The 18,954-nt window shown below is 51.3% G+C and carries 16 protein-coding genes; 4 read left to right on the forward strand and 12 right to left on the reverse strand.

Annotated features, from left to right (window positions below; translation table 11 throughout):
• Positions 1–30 precede the first annotated feature (30 nt).
• Positions 31–804, reverse strand: coding sequence for a DODA-type extradiol aromatic ring-opening family dioxygenase (locus AC0YOA_RS19585; protein WP_475788021.1), 774 nt, complete (start codon positions 802–804; stop codon positions 31–33).
• A gap of 178 nt (positions 805–982) precedes the next feature.
• On the opposite strand from AC0YOA_RS19585, the gene AC0YOA_RS19590 reads away from it, so the two are divergent.
• A complete protein-coding gene (locus AC0YOA_RS19590; RefSeq protein ID WP_475788022.1) occupies positions 983–1,378 on the forward strand; it encodes a winged helix-turn-helix transcriptional regulator in 396 nt (131 codons plus the stop codon).
• Positions 1,379–1,478: 100 nt separating this feature from the next.
• On the opposite strand, the gene AC0YOA_RS19595 is transcribed toward AC0YOA_RS19590, so the two are convergent.
• From AC0YOA_RS19595 to AC0YOA_RS19625, 7 genes are all read right to left on the reverse strand, one after another.
• Entirely contained in the window at positions 1,479–2,945 is a 1,467-nt protein-coding gene (locus AC0YOA_RS19595; RefSeq protein ID WP_210044902.1) for an alpha-amylase, read from the reverse strand.
• 102 nt (positions 2,946–3,047) lie between these two features.
• The gene (locus AC0YOA_RS19600) at positions 3,048–3,881 is read right to left on the reverse strand and encodes a carbohydrate ABC transporter permease (RefSeq protein ID WP_475788023.1); all 834 of its coding nucleotides are present in this window, start codon (positions 3,879–3,881) and stop codon (positions 3,048–3,050) included.
• Between the two features lie 6 nt (positions 3,882–3,887).
• A complete protein-coding gene (locus tag AC0YOA_RS19605) occupies positions 3,888–4,790 on the reverse strand; it encodes a carbohydrate ABC transporter permease (RefSeq protein ID WP_210044949.1) in 903 nt (300 codons plus the stop codon).
• Between the two features lie 78 nt (positions 4,791–4,868).
• Positions 4,869–6,248, reverse strand: coding sequence for an ABC transporter substrate-binding protein (locus AC0YOA_RS19610; protein WP_475788024.1), 1,380 nt, complete (start codon positions 6,246–6,248; stop codon positions 4,869–4,871).
• A 141-nt stretch (positions 6,249–6,389) separates the two neighbouring features.
• Entirely contained in the window at positions 6,390–8,255 is a 1,866-nt protein-coding gene (locus AC0YOA_RS19615; RefSeq protein ID WP_475788025.1) for a sensor histidine kinase, read from the reverse strand.
• Positions 8,256–8,274: 19 nt separating this feature from the next.
• Positions 8,275–9,891, reverse strand: coding sequence for a response regulator (locus tag AC0YOA_RS19620; protein WP_475788026.1), 1,617 nt, complete (start codon positions 9,889–9,891; stop codon positions 8,275–8,277).
• 205 nt (positions 9,892–10,096) lie between these two features.
• Complete coding sequence (locus AC0YOA_RS19625) at positions 10,097–11,386, reverse strand: DEAD/DEAH box helicase (protein ID WP_475788027.1); 1,290 nt, start codon at positions 11,384–11,386, stop codon at positions 10,097–10,099.
• Between the two features lie 204 nt (positions 11,387–11,590).
• Here AC0YOA_RS19625 and AC0YOA_RS19630 point away from each other — a divergent pair, with 204 nt between their 5' ends.
• Positions 11,591–11,800 (forward strand): small acid-soluble spore protein Tlp, encoded by a 210-nt coding sequence (locus AC0YOA_RS19630; protein ID WP_475771375.1) that lies wholly within the window; start codon positions 11,591–11,593, stop codon positions 11,798–11,800.
• 355 nt (positions 11,801–12,155) lie between these two features.
• Positions 12,156–12,956: a hypothetical protein gene (locus AC0YOA_RS19635; RefSeq protein ID WP_475788028.1), complete on the forward strand. Its 801-nt coding sequence runs from the start codon at positions 12,156–12,158 to the stop codon at positions 12,954–12,956.
• Between the two features lie 129 nt (positions 12,957–13,085).
• Here AC0YOA_RS19635 and AC0YOA_RS19640 read toward each other — a convergent pair whose 3' ends face one another.
• The 3 genes from AC0YOA_RS19640 to AC0YOA_RS19650 all read right to left on the reverse strand — a co-directional run bounded on the left by AC0YOA_RS19640 (position 13,086) and on the right by AC0YOA_RS19650 (position 16,806).
• Positions 13,086–14,753, reverse strand: coding sequence for an SGNH/GDSL hydrolase family protein (locus AC0YOA_RS19640; protein WP_475788029.1), 1,668 nt, complete (start codon positions 14,751–14,753; stop codon positions 13,086–13,088).
• Between the two features lie 203 nt (positions 14,754–14,956).
• Positions 14,957–15,814 (reverse strand): phytanoyl-CoA dioxygenase family protein, encoded by an 858-nt coding sequence (locus tag AC0YOA_RS19645; RefSeq protein ID WP_475788030.1) that lies wholly within the window; start codon positions 15,812–15,814, stop codon positions 14,957–14,959.
• Positions 15,815–15,924: 110 nt separating this feature from the next.
• On the reverse strand, positions 15,925–16,806 hold the full coding sequence (locus AC0YOA_RS19650) for an AraC family transcriptional regulator (RefSeq protein WP_475788031.1): 882 nt from the start codon (positions 16,804–16,806) through the stop codon (positions 15,925–15,927).
• A 252-nt stretch (positions 16,807–17,058) separates the two neighbouring features.
• Between AC0YOA_RS19650 and AC0YOA_RS19655 the strand changes: the two genes are divergently transcribed.
• The gene (locus AC0YOA_RS19655) at positions 17,059–17,694 is read left to right on the forward strand and encodes a helix-turn-helix domain-containing protein (protein WP_475788032.1); all 636 of its coding nucleotides are present in this window, start codon (positions 17,059–17,061) and stop codon (positions 17,692–17,694) included.
• Between the two features lie 474 nt (positions 17,695–18,168).
• Here AC0YOA_RS19655 and AC0YOA_RS19660 read toward each other — a convergent pair whose 3' ends face one another.
• A complete protein-coding gene (locus AC0YOA_RS19660) occupies positions 18,169–18,834 on the reverse strand; it encodes an HAD family hydrolase (RefSeq protein WP_475788033.1) in 666 nt (221 codons plus the stop codon).
• Positions 18,835–18,954: the final 120 nt, after the last annotated feature.

Raw genomic sequence — 18,954 nt, forward strand, 5'->3', positions numbered from 1 at the left:
GGTCCCATTATTAAACCGTCTGCTCCTTCATTAAAACTCGAAACAGGTATAACTGAATGTGCCGAACTGATAGCCCCGGTACAGCAGAACAGGCTGGACCGCGTTCGAGCTGTCCGCGCTGCCCATCGCCTGAAGAAGGGGAATAAAATGCTCGGCCCTTGGAACCGCGCGCGAAGCATAAGGCGCAAGCTCCGCATAGTGGAACAGCGATTCAAGGTCACGCCGCTCAACTTTATCAATCAGCCAGTCATCGAACTGCTCCGCCCAGGGCTCGGCATCCGTTTGCCCGAATTTAATATAATTAAAATTATGCACCGTCGTGCCGCTGCCAATAATCAGAATATCCTCTTCTCCAAGACCCTTCAGCGCTTCGCCGATCCGGAACTGCTCGGCAGCCGTCTGGAAAGGATTCACCGAGATCGTCACAACCGGAATATTGGCTTCCGGATACATATAGCGGAGCATAATCCATGAGCCATGATCCAGCCCGCGCTTATCATCTCTTCTGGTCTGAATGCCATGCCCGCTGTACATCTGCTCAATCCTCGCAGCCAGCTCAGGGTCCCCGGGGGCCGGATAGGTCAGCCGGTACAGCTCATCGGGAAATCCGCCAAAATCATAAATGGTCGCAAGCGGTCCTTCCGCAAAGGAGATGGTCGTAACCCGCTCCTCCCAATGGGCACTGAATACAACAATTGCCTTGGGCGTGAATCTTCTTCCCGTTTCTTCAAGAAAACGGGTATAATCAGATTCCTGCAGCGCCATAAGGGGCGAACCATGGTTAATAAACAGGGACGGTATCAATTTGGAAGCCCTCCATTTTTATCAGAAGATTTTTTCTTACTAGCCTGCTATTTACTTACTTTATGTAATTAAGTATATTTAAATAAGTATAGTTCGTCAAATTTTTGATTTAAAATACGCAGGTTTATTTATTTCAGGGTTCAAAGAGGTATAATGAAAGTCAGATGAGGTGATGAAGATGATAGATCAGCAGGATTGTCCCCGGTTCGCAAAGGCCATTGAGCTGTTAAGCAAACGTTGGAATGCCATGATCGTCTACCAGCTGCTTTCCGGCCCGCACCGCTTTGTCAATCTTGAGAACTCGGTCACGAATTTGAGCGGGAAGGTCCTCTCGGACCGGTTGAAGGAGCTTGAAGCTGAAGGCATTATACGTCGTGATGTTTATCCTGAAACACCTGTTCGGATTGAATATAAATTAACGGATAAAGGTTATGCCCTTGCGCCGCTCTTCAACGTAATATCCACCTGGGCTTCCCGATGGGTCGAACTCCCGGATGATAAGCAGGACTTGAAAGACTCCTGCGCTGCCGCTTCAGAAGCGGACTGCACATGCAGCGAAACGCCGCCGCATTGATTAGCGATTAATACCAGGCTTGTCCCCAATATAGTCCAACCGCACGCAAACAGCGGCCCTCTCCACATGGAGAAGGCCGCTGCCTGTGTAATCTTCAGCTTTATTTAACCGGCACTTCCGGAAGTCCCCACACCGACACGCTTTCCCCATTCACCGGAAAATTCGCATTTCCGTCCTGCTCAATGGCAATATGATCCTTCCGCGTATTGGTCAGATCTACCCATATCTCGCCGGCGCGGCGCTCACCGACAAACATCCGTTTGAATGCTTCCGCTTTATTGGAGATGACGACGGCGCAGCCGGAGCCGGCAAATTCACTCACGCCCATCCGCACCCAGCCCACAACATGGGGATCGTCAAAATAATCCTTTTGTTCCCCGTACGCTTTATGGTAACGGGCATACAGAAGAGGATCGATCGCCTCCTTCTTCCCTTCGATCGTCTCATCCCCGCCGATTTTGAAATAATCGCCATAGAACACGCACGGATAGCCATCCTTCCGCAGCAGCACCAGGGAATAGGCGATCTGCTTGAACCAGTCCTCGACCCAGGATTCAAGCGCTTCATTGGGCTGGGAATCATGATTATCGACGAACGTCACCGCGTTAAGCGGATGAGTGGCCACCAGCGAATTCTCGAAAATTTTGGTCAAATCAAATTCGCCCTTGGCCCGCGAGGCTTCAAACAGCTTGTAGTGCAGGCAGACATCAAACAAGTCAAGCCCATGGTTCACCTCTTCAAGAAATTCCTGGCAGGCGCCGGGATCGGAGTTCCAGAACTCGCCCACCACGTAAAAAGACTCCCCATGCTCCTGTTTCATTTGCTCCACAAATTCCTTCACAAAATTGCGGTCGATATGCTTGATCGCATCCAGCCGGTACCCGCTGCACTTCAGTTCATTCGCCAGCCACCTGCCCCAGGAAATCATTTCGTTCCTGACTGCCTGATGGTTGTAATCAATGTTGGCAAACATCAAATAATCATAATTGCCAAAGGCATCGTCGACGTTATGATTCCATACCTTATTCTCGCCGGTGATCCGGAATATGCCCGACCGGTTGGCCTTGGCATCATAGTCCGTCCCGTTGAAGTGCTCGAAGCTCCACTTGAAGGAGGAGTATTTGTCCCCCCGTCCCGGAAAGGTGAATTTCGTCCAGCCTTCGATGTCGAAGGGCTTCGAGATTTCCTTCAACCGGTCGTTGGGATCGACCTCAATTACCTGGAACACTTCCTTCTCATCGGCGCCCGCTTTATGGTTCATCACCAAATCCAGATAGATGGCGATGCCATGGTCCCTGCAGACCGAAATAGCTTCCAGCAGCTCCTGCTTCGTGCCATATTTCGTGCGGACCGTCCCCTTCTGGTCAAACTCTCCCAGATCGTACAAATCATATACCGCGTACCCCGTATCGTTGACGGAGGTTCCTTTGGTTACAGGAGGGATCCAGACCGAATCGATCCCCCGCTCCTTCAGCTTGGGGGCAAGCTCCTTGAGCCGGTTCCAATGCTTGCCGTCGGACTCGACATGCCACTCGAAAAATTGCATCATCGTATGATTTCTATCCATCGCGGCTTCGGCTCCCTCATAAATTGATCATCTATTTATAAGAGATTATACCCAGTCCGAATTTCCCCCAAACAGCGGTCATCGCAAGCTGTATTGCATCCATTATCCTTTAATCCCGGTCAACGCGATTCCTTCCATAAAATAACGCTGCCCAATCGCAAATACAATCAGCGCAGGGAGCAGCACCAGCAGCGAGGCCGCCATCAGAACCCCCCATTCCGCATTGTACATGCCCCGGAACTGCTGAAGTCCAAGCGCAAGCGTAAACTTCACTTCATCATTCAGGTAAACGAGCGGCCCCAGAAAATCGTTCCATGTCCCCAGGAAGGAAAACAGACCGATAACAAGCACGGCAGAACGGGAAAGCGGCAGAATGATCCTGCTGAAGATTGTGAAATGCGAACCCCCGTCGACGAATACGGCTTCATCCAGTTCCTTGGGGATCGACATATAAAACTGGCGCAGCAGGAAGATATTGAACGCCCCGCCGCCAAAAAAAGCCGGGACAATGAGCGGTGCATACGAATTTACAAGACCCAGCGCCTGCCAGCCAATGAAGGACGGAATCAGCGTCACCGCAAAGGGCAGCATCATGCTGCTCAGCAGAAGAGCGAACATCTTGTCCCTCCCCGTCCATTTCATCCGTGCAAAGCTGTAGGCGGAGATGGTGCTTGAGAGCAGTACCCCGACCAGAACGCCGCCCACCACGATAAAGGTGTTCAGAAAATAACGCTCAAACGACAGCACCTCGAAAGGCTGTCTGAAATTATCAAAGTTGAACGGCGACGGAATCCATTTGGGCGGAACCACGAAAATCTGGCTCAAATCCATCAGCGAGCTGCGCAGAAGCCAGTAGAAGGGAAACAAACAGATCAGGGAACCGATAACCAGAACCCCATACAGCAATGTTCGGTATAAACCGCGTCTGAGTGCCATATCCGGCTAAGCCCCCCCATTCTCGTAATAAACCCATTTCTTCGACGACTTGAAGAGCAGGACGGTAAAGAGCATGATGATGATAAACAACACCCAGGCGATGGCGCAGGCATAGCCCATATTCGAGAAGGTGAAAGCTTCCCGGAACAAGTAGAAAATATAAAAGAGACTCGAATCGTTCGGGCCGCCTCCGGTCATCGTATACGGCTGCACAAACACCTGGAAGCCGCCTACAAGGCCCATAATGGCATTGAAGAAAATGCTGGGAGTCGCAAGCGGAATGGTGATATACACGAGTCTGTGAAAAGAGCTGCCTCCGTCAATTTCGATCGCTTCATAATAATGCTTCGGGATATCCTGAAGGGCAGCCAGGAATATGATCATCGTGCCGCCGACGGTCCATAAGCTCATCATTACCAGTGTAGGAATGACCGTGGTCTCACTGTAAATCCACTGGCTCTCCGGCAAATGAAAGGAGCGCAGTATCGTATTGAGGAATCCCAGGTCCGGGTCCAGCAGCCACAGCCATACCATCGATGAGGCCACAAGCGGAACAATGGTCGGCAGATAGAAGATTACCCGGAACGCGGCAAGCCCCTTTACCTTCTGATTGAGCAGAACAGCCAGGAAGAAAGCCGTGATAATCTGGAGCGGCACGCTCAGCATGACATAATAGAAGGTAACGCCGATCGACTTGTAGAAGAAGGTGTCTGTGCCATTGAAAAGGCTGGCGTAATTATCGAAGCCGACAAAATGAGGGCTGCTGGCCACCTGGTAGTCGGTCAGACTTAACCAGAGACTGGCAGCCATGGGGCCGAGCACAAAAATGGCAAAGCCCAGAATGGCAGGCGAAGCGTACAGCCAGCCAAGACGGTTTTCTTTTCTCCTTAGCGCCGATAGAGATTGCACCCTCATCCCCCGCTTTCTATTGAATGAATTCATGTAACAGCCAGGCATTCGCCCGCTGCGGGCGAATGCCTGACGTCCTTATCCCTTGGGGTAAGTTCCTTTAAATTCTGCATTGGCCTTGGCCGAAACTTCCTTGAAGGCCTGCTCGACGCTTTTCTTGCCGAGCCATACCTGATCGAGTGCCGGCGTAAGAATGGCATTGATTTTATCCGAGTTTTTCAGATAATAGTCGAATGAATTCTCGCCGTTCTCCAGCGTCTGCCGCATGACGGCATCCTTGAAGCCATCCTGATGGCCCGGCTTGACCTCAGCCCACTTGGCAATCAGGTCCGACTGCGTGTACCAGTCCCGCATGACCGGCATCCATAAGCCGCTCGAATGCATCTCGAGACCGCTCTCGGCATTAAGCAGGAATTTGTAGAACATCCATGCTTCTTCCGGGTGTTTGGTTGTCGCCGACATGACCTCGGGCTCGCCGAACAGAATCGTTTTGCTTTCCTTCAGCTTTGGCAGCACGCCTACCCCGTAATTGACCTTGGCCGCGCCCAGATCAAGCTGTACCCACTGGCCGTCCAGATCCATGGCCACTTTCTTGCTTTGCAGCGCAATGGCCGGTGAAGGCATATTCTTCTCCTGGGTCGTCGAAGGCGCTACATGATGCACATGCACCAGATCGGCAAGCTTCTGCACGGCCTCGATAACGGCAGGATCCTCCAGATTCAGCTTGTCACCGCCAGGGGCAATAACGCTGGTATTATTGGAGGGAACCATCAAATGCCACATCCATGTGTTGAAACGGACGCCATACTGTTTGATATTCGCCGGATCGAATTCCGCGCTAAGCGCATTATTTCCTTTATTGTCAATCGTCAGCTTCTTGGCTGTATCCAGAAACTCATCCCATGTCCAGGCCTGCTCGGCCGAGGTTGGCGGAAGCTCCACTCCCGCTTCCGTGAACATATCCGCATTGTAGAATAGAGCAAAGGCTTCCTCCGCCACTTTGATGCCTGCTACCTTATCCTGGTCCCAATACATGATGGCATTGGGAATGAGAGAATCCTTGTTCAAGTCTGGATCGCTCGCCAGAAAATCATTCAGGTTATACAGCTTTCCCTGCTCCGCCCACTGCAGGGTTTGGGTTTTGTACAGCGGGAATACATCCGGCGCATTATTGCCCGCAAACATCGTCGTCAGCTTGGTGACATAATCGCCGGGGATATGCATGTATTTAATTTTGATATGGGGGTGGAGCTCCGTGAATTTCTTGGCCATCTCCTCCTGAACCTTCTTCTCGTTCGGAGATCCCCAGGTTGCATAGGTCAACGTAATCTCTTCCTGCTTCCCGGCGTTTGCCGGCGCATCGGCATCCTCTCCATTCGTGGATGCAGCGCTTTCACTGCTTGGATCGGTTGAATTGGATGTTCCACATGCCGCCAATAACAGCACTATGCTTAACACGAGAACCCACCTGTTCATTTTCCATATTCGTTGCATTCGCATCCGCTTTCGCTCCCCCTCCATCGTCAACGTACATTGCCATCGCTGCAGCCTTTGGCCTCTTCATGTTAGCAAGCGTTTTCATCATGCTCAATTCGAAAATCATTGGATTTGGAGCTTTTCATTGGATTTACGGGAATAGCCGCTGATACGGACAAGAATGGTGGCTCCCCTTCCCGGGGGTGAAATGACTTCGACGCCAAACTCCGGTCCATAAAGCAGTCTGATCCTCTTATCCACATTTTGCATGCCCGTTAAGCGGCTTTGCCCATTTCGAAAGCCTTCCAGGCTGGGCTGGTCGAACCCTTTTCCATTGTCTTCGACCGAGAACAGGAGCGAATTCCCCTCCAGCCATCCACTGATATGAATAGATCCGCCGCTCTCCATCTCCTCGAAGCCATGGATGATAGCATTCTCCACAAAAGGCTGGAGAAACAGCTTGGGAACCTCAGCCTCAAGCATGTCTTCCTCCATCTTAATCGTTACCGTAAACTTGTCCTCAAAACGGCTTCCCATAATGTAGATGTATCTGTTCAACCAGTCCAAATCCGTACACAGGGGCCAGGTTTCGTTCTTGTTCCGGGTCGTGCTCTTCAGCATCTCCGCCAGACTGAGCATGATCCGGCTGATCTCATCCTGCTTGTTCTCAACCGCAATCCAGTAAATGGTCGTTAAGGTGTTATACAAAAAATGCGGGTTCAGCTGCAAATTAAGCGCCATCAGCTCGGCATCCTTTTCCCTGATCCGGGAGGCATAATTTTGTTCGATAAGCTCGTGGATCCGCTCATTCATTTGATTGAATTTCTGGATCAGATGGCCGAACTCATCCCGGCCTTCGCCTGGAATAAATACCTGGAAATTGCCCCTTTCCATCAGCTTGATTCCTTTCTTGATGCGGATAATCGGCCTCGTGATGAAGATCGAGAGCAGATACGCGAATAGGGCGGATACGAGCAGCATCAGCACCAGAAAAACGATCGAATACAGCTTCAGGGCGTTCAGATCATGCAGCGCGTCATCGACGGGGATTTGGATATAGGAAAGCCAGTCCGTGCTTTCCATCAAATCGAAGCAGATCAGCGTCTTCCTGCCATCGACGGATTTGATAAAGCTGCCCTCCCGCATGGAACGGGCCTCGTTCAACCAGGAAGGGGCGGAATTGCCCGCTCGCGGAATGCCTTCTTCATTGGAATCGGTTACAACGGAGCCTTCCCTGCTGATCACGCCGAAGGAAACATTGGCATATTCATTCTTGCGGGCATAATCCTCGAATACCTCCCGGATAAATTCCGGCTTGAAATTCAACAGCAGAATAGGCTTCTCTACACCAGCCGGCAGCGTGAGAAAAGCTCCATCATTGTCGATATAAGTCTGGTAAAGCTCTTTGACTGCGGAAAACAGCTCATTGTAATCGAAGCTGAGCGTTCTCATATCGCTTTGCTTATAGATGTCGGCGAAGGAGTAGGTGGGGATCCAGATCAGGTTGCCCTGCCCGCTCCGGGCTTGCCGGACCATATCCGTTCCATAAAATGCGTCCGCAGGCACGTACATTTGGGCATTATTGCCGAAGTTGTAGAAACGGGTCATGACAAACGAGGAGTACACTTCCGGGCTCCGGCCGAAATACTTGTATAGGATTTGCGTGATGCGGCGGTCTGTTTTCAGCAATGATTCCGTGTTCTTCGGATCGACCCCGGCAAGGACTTCGTAGAGTTCATTATCGATCGGCAGCACGTCGGTATTATCCCGAATGGCCTGCAGCTTGCCCTCCAGCAGCAGATTATTGTTCATCACGACATTGCTGACGCTCTCCTTGACATTATCCAGCATGTTGCGGGCACTGGTCTGATAATAGGCGAACCCGAGAATCAGAATGATGAAGCTTACCAGGAAGAAATAGGACAGCATTAATTTGATGCGAAACCTGGAATTGACGATCCATTCGGCCAACTTGCGCGGCAAGGACATAGCTGTCAGCCTCTTTCTCTTAGGGTTGATTAAACATTCTGCGGAATTCCTCTGGCGCGCACAGGAACGATTTTTTAAACACCTTGTTGAAATATTTGATATCCTTATAGCCTACCTTGCGCGCGATCTCGTTAATTTTATCTTCGGATTGCAGCAGCAGGCTTCTCGCCTTTTGCATACGCGATTTGACCAGATAATCGGTGAAGGACATCCCGAAATGATGCTTGAACAGAAAGCTGAAATAGGAGGGGTTATAGAAAAACCGCTGCGCGACGATATCCAAACCCAGATCTTCGTGAAGATTTTCCTCCAGGAAGACCTTGCATTTCTGCATAATGATGTCCTTGCGCGATTCTCTGTCCGTCTTCATTCCCCGGAGCGCGACATTCAGCAGCTCATGGGCGATTCTTCTTACATCCGCATACAATTCCGCACGCATGATTCCCTCCTCCAACTGCGAGATCAAGCTTCGGTAGGCAGCCTCCTCCATAACGGTCTCAGCCGATTGCAGACAGGAGAGAAGCCTCTGAATCACATCGCATTTCAAATGAAAGGGCGCCGGGAATGCCGCAGACAGTTTGTCCAGAAGCATATCCAGCGCATCAGCCGCCTTCAACGGATCAGCTTCCATGACCGCTTCAGCCAGCACCTGGGCTTCTTTTCGCGCAGAGGTATTATTGTTTTTAGCAACCGCTTTCATAAGTTTCGTCTGCAGGAGCTCTTCATTGAACCAAATCTCCTCATGGAGGTAAAAGCGGTTTTCCAGCATGGACTTGGCTATCTCATAGGAGAGGCTGCCTTCGGCCTCCACTTGATCGCATGCGGTTCCTTCTCCTATCCGGATCGTTTCCCCGTATAAAGCCTGCAGCTGCGGCAGCATGGTACGAATGCGCTGCAGAGCTTCAGCCGGGTCGGCATCCTGCTTCCATTTCAGAATGATAATCAGCTGGCGCTTCTCTTCAGGAGGAGTGAACATGATAGGGTCACAACTGTGTTCCACGTTCTTCGCGAGCATTCGTCCGAAAACATATTTCAATTCCTCGGTATGATCGCTGCTTGCGTTTACAGATATCTCGGCAATGAGCGTGGTTGCTCGTCCCCTCAAGTCAAAATGCCGCTGGAGCTCTTGCCAATCTGCGGGCTGCAGCCGGTTCGTAATCCATAGATACAAGAGACGCTCCAGATAAACAGGCAGGGTTTGCGCCAGCTGTGTGGTCAACTGCTGCTTCTCCAGCCTCGCGGAGAATTCATCGGCAATCACGCTCTCCAGCTTCCCGAGCAGCTGGATCAGCTGTGTGGGATCAAGCGGCTTAACCAGATAGTCCGCTGCTTCCAGACGAATGGCCTGCTGCGCATAGCCGAACTCGTGAAAAACACTAACAAACACAAGCTTAGGCTGCAGGCAGCCCTCCTTCTTCACTAGCTCCGCGAACCGGAATCCGTCCAAGAGCGGCATCTGGATATCTGTGAAGACGATTTGGAAGGTCCGCACCTCACAGAACTCCAAGGCTTCCCGGCCGTTCCTGGCTTCCCATATCCGGTAGTCCGGCCTCAGCGAACGGATCATAGCCGCCAGCCCCCGGCGCTGCTTGGGTTCATCGTCCACAACAAGCACATTCATGGCCGCTTCATTCATTCGTTATTCCCTCCTTCAGCCTTAGCTTCCAAGTTGCTTCCTTGTCTGTTAACTTCCATCTTAAATGAATTCCGGCACACGGGAAACGGACGCAAGCGGGGAAAATCATGAGAAAGGAGTAATCTAATTGGGTCATGGCTGACTATATGCAGAAAAAACCACACTTCAGCGAAGTGTGGCTTAGGTGTAACTATGAAATCTAATCTTATCTGCTTGTCTTGCTTCCTTTTCTAAACCATTCCGAGCGGGGCTTGAGTGCCGGATTTGCCTTCGGTTTGGCGGGTCTTGCCGGTCTTGCCGGTTTCGTCGCAACAGCTGATGCCGTTGATCCTTGCACTTTGGCAGGCTGAGCCGTCATCTGCATCGGATAAGGATGATCCTTTACTTCGGGAATGGTCTTCCCGATCAATTTCTCAATATCCTTGAGAAACGGAATTTCATCCATTTCGCAAAAGGAGATCGCGACTCCGCTGTGTCCCGCTCTGCCGGTTCTGCCGATCCGGTGGACATAGGTTTCCGGGATATTCGGGAGATTGAAGTTGATTACATGAGACAGCTCATCGATGTCGATTCCCCTTGCGGCGATATCGGTCGCGACCAGCACCCGGGTTGCGCCGCTCTTGAAATTGCTCAAGGCCAGCTGGCGCGAGTTCTGGGATTTGTTCCCGTGGATAGCCTGAGCCGAAATGTTCACTCTCATCAGGTCGCGCACGACACGGTCAGCGCCGTGCTTGGTGCGGGTAAATACCAGTGCCGAAGCGATGGATTTATCCTGCAAAATGTGAATCAGCTGATTCTGCTTGTTAGCCTTGTCCACCATATAGATCGATTGCTGGATCCTATCGACCGTATTGGACTCCGGAATGATCTCCACCTTCACTGGATTCACCAGCAGCGCTTTGACCATTTTGGTGATTTCCGGCGGCATTGTAGCCGAGAAGAACAGCGTTTGCCGTTTGGCGGGAATTTTGGCGATGATTTTCTTCACATCATGAATAAAGCCCATGTCCAGCATTCTGTCCGCTTCATCCAGAACCAATATCTGGACATGCTGCAGATCAATACGCTTCTGATTCATCAGGTCGATGAGCCGGCCGGGAGTGGCAATAATAATATCCGCACCTTGATGCAGCGCACGCTCCTGGGCTTTTTGCGAAACGCCGCCCACGATAGCCGAGCAGCGCAAAGTGGTGTATTGGCTGTAAGCCCCGATATTCTCCGCAATCTGAAGAGCAAGCTCTCTTGTCGGTGTCAGGATCAAGGAGCGGATGCGGCGCTGTGTATGGGTTTTACTTTGCTGTTGGCTTAATAGCTGGATAATCGGCAGAGAAAATGCGGCCGTCTTCCCCGTTCCGGTTTGGGCGCAGCCCAGTAAATCTCTGCCGGCGAGCACCGCCGGAATCGATTGCTCCTGTATCGGCGTAGGCGTCGTATAGTTCTCTTTGGTTAAGGCTTTCAGAATCGCAGGTATAAGGTTCAATTCATTAAATGTCATTTTATCTCCTTAGTTCAACAACGATATATTCTTCATTCATTCTTTACGTTGTGACATATAAGGATAACACAAATGTGTGTATAAAAAGAAGCGGGATTTTAATTACAGTACTTCCTAAAGCGCATAAGCAGCATTTATGTATGCATAACATCCGCAATCCAGGACATCATAAAATGGAATTTATGAAGCATTGGAGGAATTACTTTGGCCAAACCGGATAATCGTGAGGATAATGAGGTTCACCTGCAGAAACATATCGATCACACTGAGGCTACTTTGAAAGAAGCCGAGGATTACCTTGACGAGCACGCAGAAGAAATTACTTCTGAAGAGAAGCAGCAAATTGAAGCTAAAAACGAACGTCGTAAAAACAGTATCGAAGGCTTTATAGAGGAAAAGAAAGACGAAGCCTAACCGTAAAAAAACATCAAGCAATGAAAATGCAGCCCTGGAAAAGGGGCTGCATTTTGTTTTTTTTGACCCGTTTGATGAGACAAGTTTCGAACCGACGAAGACATACGAAAACTCATTTACTTGCTCCTGGCAGTCAACAATCAGTAATCCCAATTTTTAAAAAATACCCGGCCGCCTCGTGCTTGTTTTAATTTCACACACAACTAGCCGGAAATTACATAAAACGAATCGGCCCCTGTCGACAATCAAGTTTTCATAAGAAATAGATATTTGTCTATTAATCGCAAGACAAACGTCCGTGCCCCCTACTAGACAAAAGGAATAGTATACAGAAAATTTATAGGAGGCGGTTGCATTGGGTCGTCCTCATGTTAATCAACAAAAAATCTGTAAAGAAAAAAAAGCTAAAGCCTGCCCTTCAAAAAGAAAAAAACGTCCGAGGAGTCGAAGACAAATTGTCGTAAAAAAACAATTTTTAAAGGTAATTATTCCGGAACGGGCCTTGAGCTCCATAGATTCGGTAGGTTCGGTAGGTTCTGTTGGCTCGGCGGGCAGCGTCGGTGCCATAGGTCAAGCAGGCTCAGTAGGAACCGCAGGGGCCGTAGGGTCAGGAGGCAGCGTTGGATCAGCCGGTACAGTTGGCACCGCAGGGGTAGTTGGAGCAGCCGGGGCTGTTGGCACCGCAGGGGTAGTTGGAGCTGTCGGCCCTATAGGACCAGCTGGTCCTGCAGGAATTGTTGACGTTAGATTTACAGGAAGCAATGACCCTGTTCCTTTTGTGAGTAACCCGGATGAAATACCATTTGCAATGATTGAACTTATACTACCACCTATTATTCTGGAATCGAATCAAGTCGTGAAATTAGACGCTTTTTCCAATATTGATTTTATCAATGTTCAAAGTTATTCGGTGAATAGCTTTATTTCGAGAAATCCCGGAGAAATTGTCACGGTTGATGATGACGCGGTATTTCAAAGTGCAGGTCAGCCGAATTTTGAACAAGTAACGGTTACGACCAGTCTCACTTGGGTGGATACCCCTGGACCAGGAACTTATAATTATTCATTTACAATTATTGCTTTAGCTCCGTTTGGAATATCTCAAGGTTCAATTAATAGTCGTGGATTCACAGCTTTGGTGCTTAATACCAATTGAGCTGCCTATTCTCAATCTAAAGAGAAAATGCGCCGGTGAGAGAATGGTCATGCTCTGTACCAGCGCCTATATATAACACATCGTCAAATTATACATGTAAATCCTGCCTGGATAAAATCTGACAATGGGCTATGGCGACCTAACCAACCGCCCAACAATAAAGTCGACAACTGGACCCGGATCTTCCAGGCTGTGCGGGTGATGGCCGACTCCCGGTTTCACGATCATCTTCACGGTTCCGTTCAGCTGCCGGTAATGCCTCTCCAGTATGGCGGCATTTTCATCCAGAGGGACTGCCGTATCGGCGTCTCCCGCCACAATGATAATCGGGATGCCAGCAGCCGCAAGCGTGGCAGCTCCCTCCAGAGAATTCTGCAGATAGGCCGCGGAGCTCTCCTCCGTCATTCCGTAAATCGTCAGGCACTCCTCCCATTCCCGGGGAGAGTGTATGCCGGATCCCAATCCCCCCGGCCAGCTGCGGATGTCCGTCACAGGAGCATCCAGATACAGGGCAGCCACGCTCTGAGGATAAGCCGCACTGTAGTTTAATGCGTACAACCCTCCCCGGCTAAAGCCAAACAGCACCGTCTTCTCCGCCAATTGGCAGACGCTGACGAGGTAGCTCTGGAACCTGTGCATCAGCTGGACCGCATACGGGCACCCGTACATATTGCTCAGCCGGTAATAGGCAATACACCAGCCCTGCTCCAGCATCGCCATATCCACGGATGGAAAAGCATCAAAGAATTCGGTCCGCCATATCCACGGTTTTCCTGCTGCTGGCGTATTGGGAACAATGATGAAGCCTTCCCTGCCGCCCACATAGAAATCGATCCGCTCATAACCCTTCCACAATGACCGTGCTGTCGAATGCCTGTTCTCCGGCCGGGCTTCGGCTGACTCTAGGATCCGGCCGGCCAGGCGCTCACTTTGCTCCAGAGCCGTCTTCAGCGGCAATGCCTCGACCTTGTTGACATGGGTATGTCCGACATGCTCCTTCCACGCCGCGCTCAGCAGCAGATGACGCTCCCATGCCAGCTGGTACAGCTCCGATTGCTCTGGATGCTCCACATAGGAAGGCTCCCGCTCCAGGGTAATATTGAATAATCCGGCCAGCAGTGTCTTCGCGATGATCCAATGCCCCTGCTTGTTGGGATGAATGCCATCGCCGGAAATATAAGCGGGATCGGCGCTGCGCCTGCTCTCAATATAGGTAGTCAGAGGATCATGGATGTTAATAATTCCATCTGCTTCAGCTGTCAGTGTGAGCATCCAGTCCGCATACCGTCTCAATACGCCGTTATACTCGGCATACGGTGTCATATAGCTGTATTTCTCATGCCCTGCAGGAAGCAGATTTGCCCCCTGCAGCGACTTTGGATCGAATGGCGGCGGTGTCATCACAATCGCCAGAGCTCCGGCTTGGCGGACACGTCGAATGATTTCCTGCACGCCCTGCCGGTATGCCTGAAATCTTTCTTCGGAAAAGGGATAATAAATGCCATCATTCATTCCATAGCATAAAACGACCCAGTCCGGCCTGCTCTCCTGCAGCGCCCGGTCCAGACGATCATGAATGCAGGGGCGCGGAAACGGATGATCCGGCTCGCTTAAGCCGGAAGCGGTTTCACTATTAACGCCCAAATTGATCAGGGTCATATCATGCTCTGGCATATGCTGGCGGAAATAAGCTTCCATGTAGGCAATATATGTGCCTTCGTCGGTTATGCTGTCTCCAAGAAAAACAATCCTTTTGCTGAGGGGTACCCTTGAATTCTGCTCGAATAGCGGCTTCATTGCTTCGCTCCTTATCACTATGTTTGAATAGGAAATGCCCGATGCCGGCCGCCGCGGTCCGATTGTCCGGTGAACCGCAGCCGCCAAATCCTGCTACTAAGAGAATAGCTGATCTATTCGAACTTTTCCAGACTTATATACGGGCAAAAGCCCCATATCCGGGTCGGATATGGGACTCTGTGCCTTGGGCGGTTAATTTGCATTTATTGATGCTCCGGCTGGTTGTTCAGCCAATCCTCCAGCGTGGCAACACGCTCCGGATGCTTGTAGCTGCGCGCCAGGAAGCCCGCTCCATGCTGCGGCATGGGATCCTGATCCGTCGGCTGGTAACGCAGGTCAACGCTCCAACGCACGCTGTCCGACAGATTCGGCGTCGACATATGCAGGCAGCGGTCATTGAAGAGGATCGCTGAGCCCGCCTTCACCGGCAGCACGACCGTTTCCGTTTTGCCGAGCTGATTTTCCTTCAGCGCCGTATAACCGGTGCCGGTGTAGGATTCCTGATGCCATTTGAGCACGCGCTTCTTATGGGTACGCGGCTTGATATGCAGGCAGCCGTTCTCCAGAGTGGCGTCTACCAGAGGAATCCAGACGGTAATAACGGGATTGGCATTCGCATCCGGCCAATACGATTTGTCCTGATGCCAGGGAACGGCTCCGGAAGCGACAAGCGGCACCTTCGGCCTGACATTATATACGGGGTTGGAGAACAACTCCCCGCCGATCAGCGACTCCACCACATCCAGGATTTTGGGGTTGCTCATCAACGTGAAATAACCCGGAATACGGTCGCGCCAGCTGCGGCCGTGTTTATTGAAATGTTCATCCGTCAAGCCCTTGAACAGCTCCGCGAGCCGGTTGGGAAAAGGCAGATGCTCCAGCTTGTCGCTGATAAGGCCGGCATCAAAAAGCTCGTCGGCGATTTGTGAAACCTTCGTTTCCATCGCCTGCTTCGGCGCTGCCATATCTTCCGCATTCAACAGCTCCGGAATAACGAGATACCCTTCGGTATCATAAAAGTCCACTTGCTCCTTGGTCAGACTTCCCTGATTCGTTTTCATTACATCCGCCTGCCTCTCTATACTTTGTAATAGCTGATAGGTCTATTATAAAGAAGGAGAGGGAAAACGTATTTAAACAAAGCTTGCAAATTTGTCATATTTTCCGGTTATTATTGCGATTCTGACGGTCCTTCCCAGCGGATCTGCTTGCCCTCACGGTAAGCCTTGGGCGAAACGCCGTAATAGGATTTGAACCGTTTGGAAAAATAATGGATAGAGGGAAAACCAAGCGAATCGGCAATCTCGGATATGGATTTCCGGCTCTCCAGCAGCTCGGTCACGGCCTGCTTCATCTGATTGCGCAGGCAGTAGGCTCTTGGGGAAAGCCCCGTCACCTCCAGGAACAAACGGTGAAACTGAGACTTCTTCAGCCCCTCCTGCTCCATCAGGTCCAGGTAGTTCAAGGAGGAGTCCATATCCAGACGCTCCTTGATGCGTTGGATGCGGGAATCGTAGGCAGCTTGATGGGCACGCCACATAAACAGCTGCAGGAGCAGAGCATAGAGCAGACTGTTCTCCATTGCCTCCGCATAAGGCTCCCCGGTATATTGATGAGATTCCACAATAAGCGCCATCATCTCGAAAACGGCGGGCTGGTTCTCCAGCTGCAGCACATTTGGCATATGTTCCAGTTCCGGACAATCCATCACCGGAGTGAGCATCGCCTTGTCGAACTCCGACTTGTCCCGCACCAAATGCATGCTGGTGTTCAAGGCAGGTCTGCGCCACGGCTCATAATAGATATTGAAGGAGCTGAACGGATTCACCGGATCCGGGAAGAAGGAATGCGGCTGATCCGGCCGCAGGAAAATAAGCGTGCCCTTCGCAGCGTTATGCATCGTTCCGTCAATCTGCACCTTGCCCCGGCCGGAATCAAACAGGTGCAGGGCATAGCAGTATCCCACCCTGTTCATCTCCGAGAATCGATTCTCGCTGAACCGATAGTGATGCGCGATGCGGATGGACGGCGTAATCTGCTCCAGCTTCTTCATGCAGGCTTCAACTTCCTTCGTTCACAATTTCCTTCTTGATGGCTGTATGATTTAATGTTTGTAGGCTATCTTTATTTTATCATTTATTGCTGCCAAACATCGAGAGGCGGTGCGGCTGTGATTACGATACGTCCTGAGCGGCTTAAGCCGTATGTCGACAAAATCGTATATCAGGACGGAGGAACGGGCGAGCCTTTTACGGTATACCCCGATATTTATCATGTGATGGGTTTCTAGACTGTCGGCCGTGTCATGCTTGTGAGCGGCGGGCATACCCGGCCGCTTGCGCCCGCCGGACTTACTGGTCTCCATAAGGAGACGCGAATATTCCAGACTACGCCGCATCTATCCTCCATGCTCGTATATTTCAAGCCCGAGGCGCTCTTCCGCATGCGGAACTACAGCTCTCGGGAGATCGCGAACCAGAGCGTTGGATTGACCGATCTTGGGGGAAGCATGTCGGACTGGGAGCGGTTGATGCAGGTGCCGATGGAGCCGCGTGAGCTGCTCGGCTCTGTGGAAGCCATGGTCTGGGAGTGGTGCAGGGTGCTGGAGATCGATACATGGGCCAATTGGGCGGTTGAGCGGATCCGCGCAGCCCATGGATTGATCCGAATCGAGGAAATAGCCGAGGAATCCACGGTCAGCAGACGGCAGTTTGAACGGCGCTTCGTGGAACGGGTTGGCGTCCCGCCCAAATCATTCGCGCAGATTGTGAAATTCCAGCATGTGCTGCAATCAATGGGCACAGCGGAAACGCTGACGAATCTCGCCCACGATGCAGGCTACTTCGATCAGTCGCATCTGATCAAGCATATTCGCGGCATGAGCGGCCTTTCACCCGGCGATGTGCGCCGTCTGCTCGCATGGCCTGCTGCTGAAGATTAAGCAGACCGGGGTGAGTTGAAGGTGGAGGAATTCTTCCGGAACATGCATCACGGTCTGGAGCGGCGAATCTGCGCTCCAGCAAGGTTTCCCCGGCTTACAGTGCCAAGACCCAATGACGCGGCGCCTGTAAGCCGGTTTTTCCTTGGTGGAGACACCGTTTGCGCCCGATGAGCGCCGAATCGGCGCTCCAACAAGGTTTCCCCGGCTTGCAACGCCAAGACCCATTGCCACGGCGCCTGTAAGCAGGTTTTTCCTTGGTGGAGACACCGTTTGCGCCCGATGAGCGCCGAATCGGCGCTGCAGCAAGGTTTCCCCGGCTTACAGCGCCAAGACCCAATGACGCGGTGCCTGTAAGCAGGTTTTTCCTTGGTGGAGACACCGTTTGCGCCCGATGAGCGCCGAATCTGCGCTCCAGCAAGGTTTATTGGCGCGCCGTCAGATGACGTATAGTCAGCCTGTTCTACTGACGGTCCACTAATTGAATTGAACCCCATGCTGCGCCAGATAAGAGCGGAAATCCTCCAGGTTCTCAAATGCCCGTTCAGGCGGAATTCGGTAATCCTTATCCTGAACCATGGACATCCATTGGGCAGCGAAGGTGCGCACACCGGCATCCCGGCCCGCCTGCATATCATCATTGCTGTCGCCGACAAAAACCGTATGCTCGGGGCTCCAGCCCAGCTTATCCATAATACGGTGGATGCCTTCCGGCGAAGGCTTGGAATTCTCCACATCATCCCCTGTAACTACATGATTAAAAGGGACATTCCAGCCCAGTTTGTTAATGGAAATATCCAGCGTCCGTCGGGATTTGCCTGTAAACAGGGCCAGTCCTACTCCCGCCCGCCGCAAATCCCCAAGCAGCTCCGTGATGGCTTCATCGCGTTCTACCAGCTCTTCATGCCGCTGCTCATAGTGGGAGACAAATTCCTCCACTGCGGCGTCCGCCATGTCCCGGTTGCCCAAATGCTGATGGATAATACGCAATTCAGTCGGACCCGTCATTTCATGTAGATCCTCAATTAACAATGTCCGGTTGTCGTATTTTTCAAAAACAGATACACAGGCATGAAACATGACAGGCCATGTATTCGCCAACGTACCGTCAAAGTCAAATATGATGTGTTTGATATCACTCATGTGGCTAACTCCCCATTCTGTGTCCTTATAAACTCTAATGTCATTGTGCCCGCCTTATAGCCTTACGCCCCTATGCCTACGGGGTATAAGTAAAAAAAATTGCTTCAGTGCCGGAGAGGA

This window comes from Paenibacillus sp. JT22N12, assembly GCF_056269365.1.

What these genes read in the sequence shown, in the direction of transcription:
- AC0YOA_RS19595 (WP_210044902.1), bottom strand. Translation starts at nt 2,945, where the DNA reads ATGGATAGAAATCATACGATGATGCAATTTTTCGAGTGGCATGTCGAG.
- AC0YOA_RS19615 (WP_475788025.1), bottom strand. Translation starts at nt 8,255, where the DNA reads ATGTCCTTGCCGCGCAAGTTGGCCGAATGGATCGTCAATTCCAGGTTT.
- AC0YOA_RS19625 (WP_475788027.1), bottom strand. Translation starts at nt 11,386, where the DNA reads ATGACATTTAATGAATTGAACCTTATACCTGCGATTCTGAAAGCCTTA.
- AC0YOA_RS19645 (WP_475788030.1), bottom strand. Translation starts at nt 15,814, where the DNA reads ATGAAAACGAATCAGGGAAGTCTGACCAAGGAGCAAGTGGACTTTTAT.
- AC0YOA_RS19620 (WP_475788026.1), bottom strand. Translation starts at nt 9,891, where the DNA reads ATGAATGAAGCGGCCATGAATGTGCTTGTTGTGGACGATGAACCCAAG.
- AC0YOA_RS19660 (WP_475788033.1), bottom strand. Translation starts at nt 18,834, where the DNA reads ATGAGTGATATCAAACACATCATATTTGACTTTGACGGTACGTTGGCG.
- AC0YOA_RS19640 (WP_475788029.1), bottom strand. Translation starts at nt 14,753, where the DNA reads ATGAAGCCGCTATTCGAGCAGAATTCAAGGGTACCCCTCAGCAAAAGG.
- AC0YOA_RS19655 (WP_475788032.1), top strand. Translation starts at nt 17,059, where the DNA reads ATGCTTGTGAGCGGCGGGCATACCCGGCCGCTTGCGCCCGCCGGACTT.
- AC0YOA_RS19600 (WP_475788023.1), bottom strand. Translation starts at nt 3,881, where the DNA reads ATGGCACTCAGACGCGGTTTATACCGAACATTGCTGTATGGGGTTCTG.
- AC0YOA_RS19650 (WP_475788031.1), bottom strand. Translation starts at nt 16,806, where the DNA reads ATGAAGAAGCTGGAGCAGATTACGCCGTCCATCCGCATCGCGCATCAC.
- AC0YOA_RS19590 (WP_475788022.1), top strand. Translation starts at nt 983, where the DNA reads ATGATAGATCAGCAGGATTGTCCCCGGTTCGCAAAGGCCATTGAGCTG.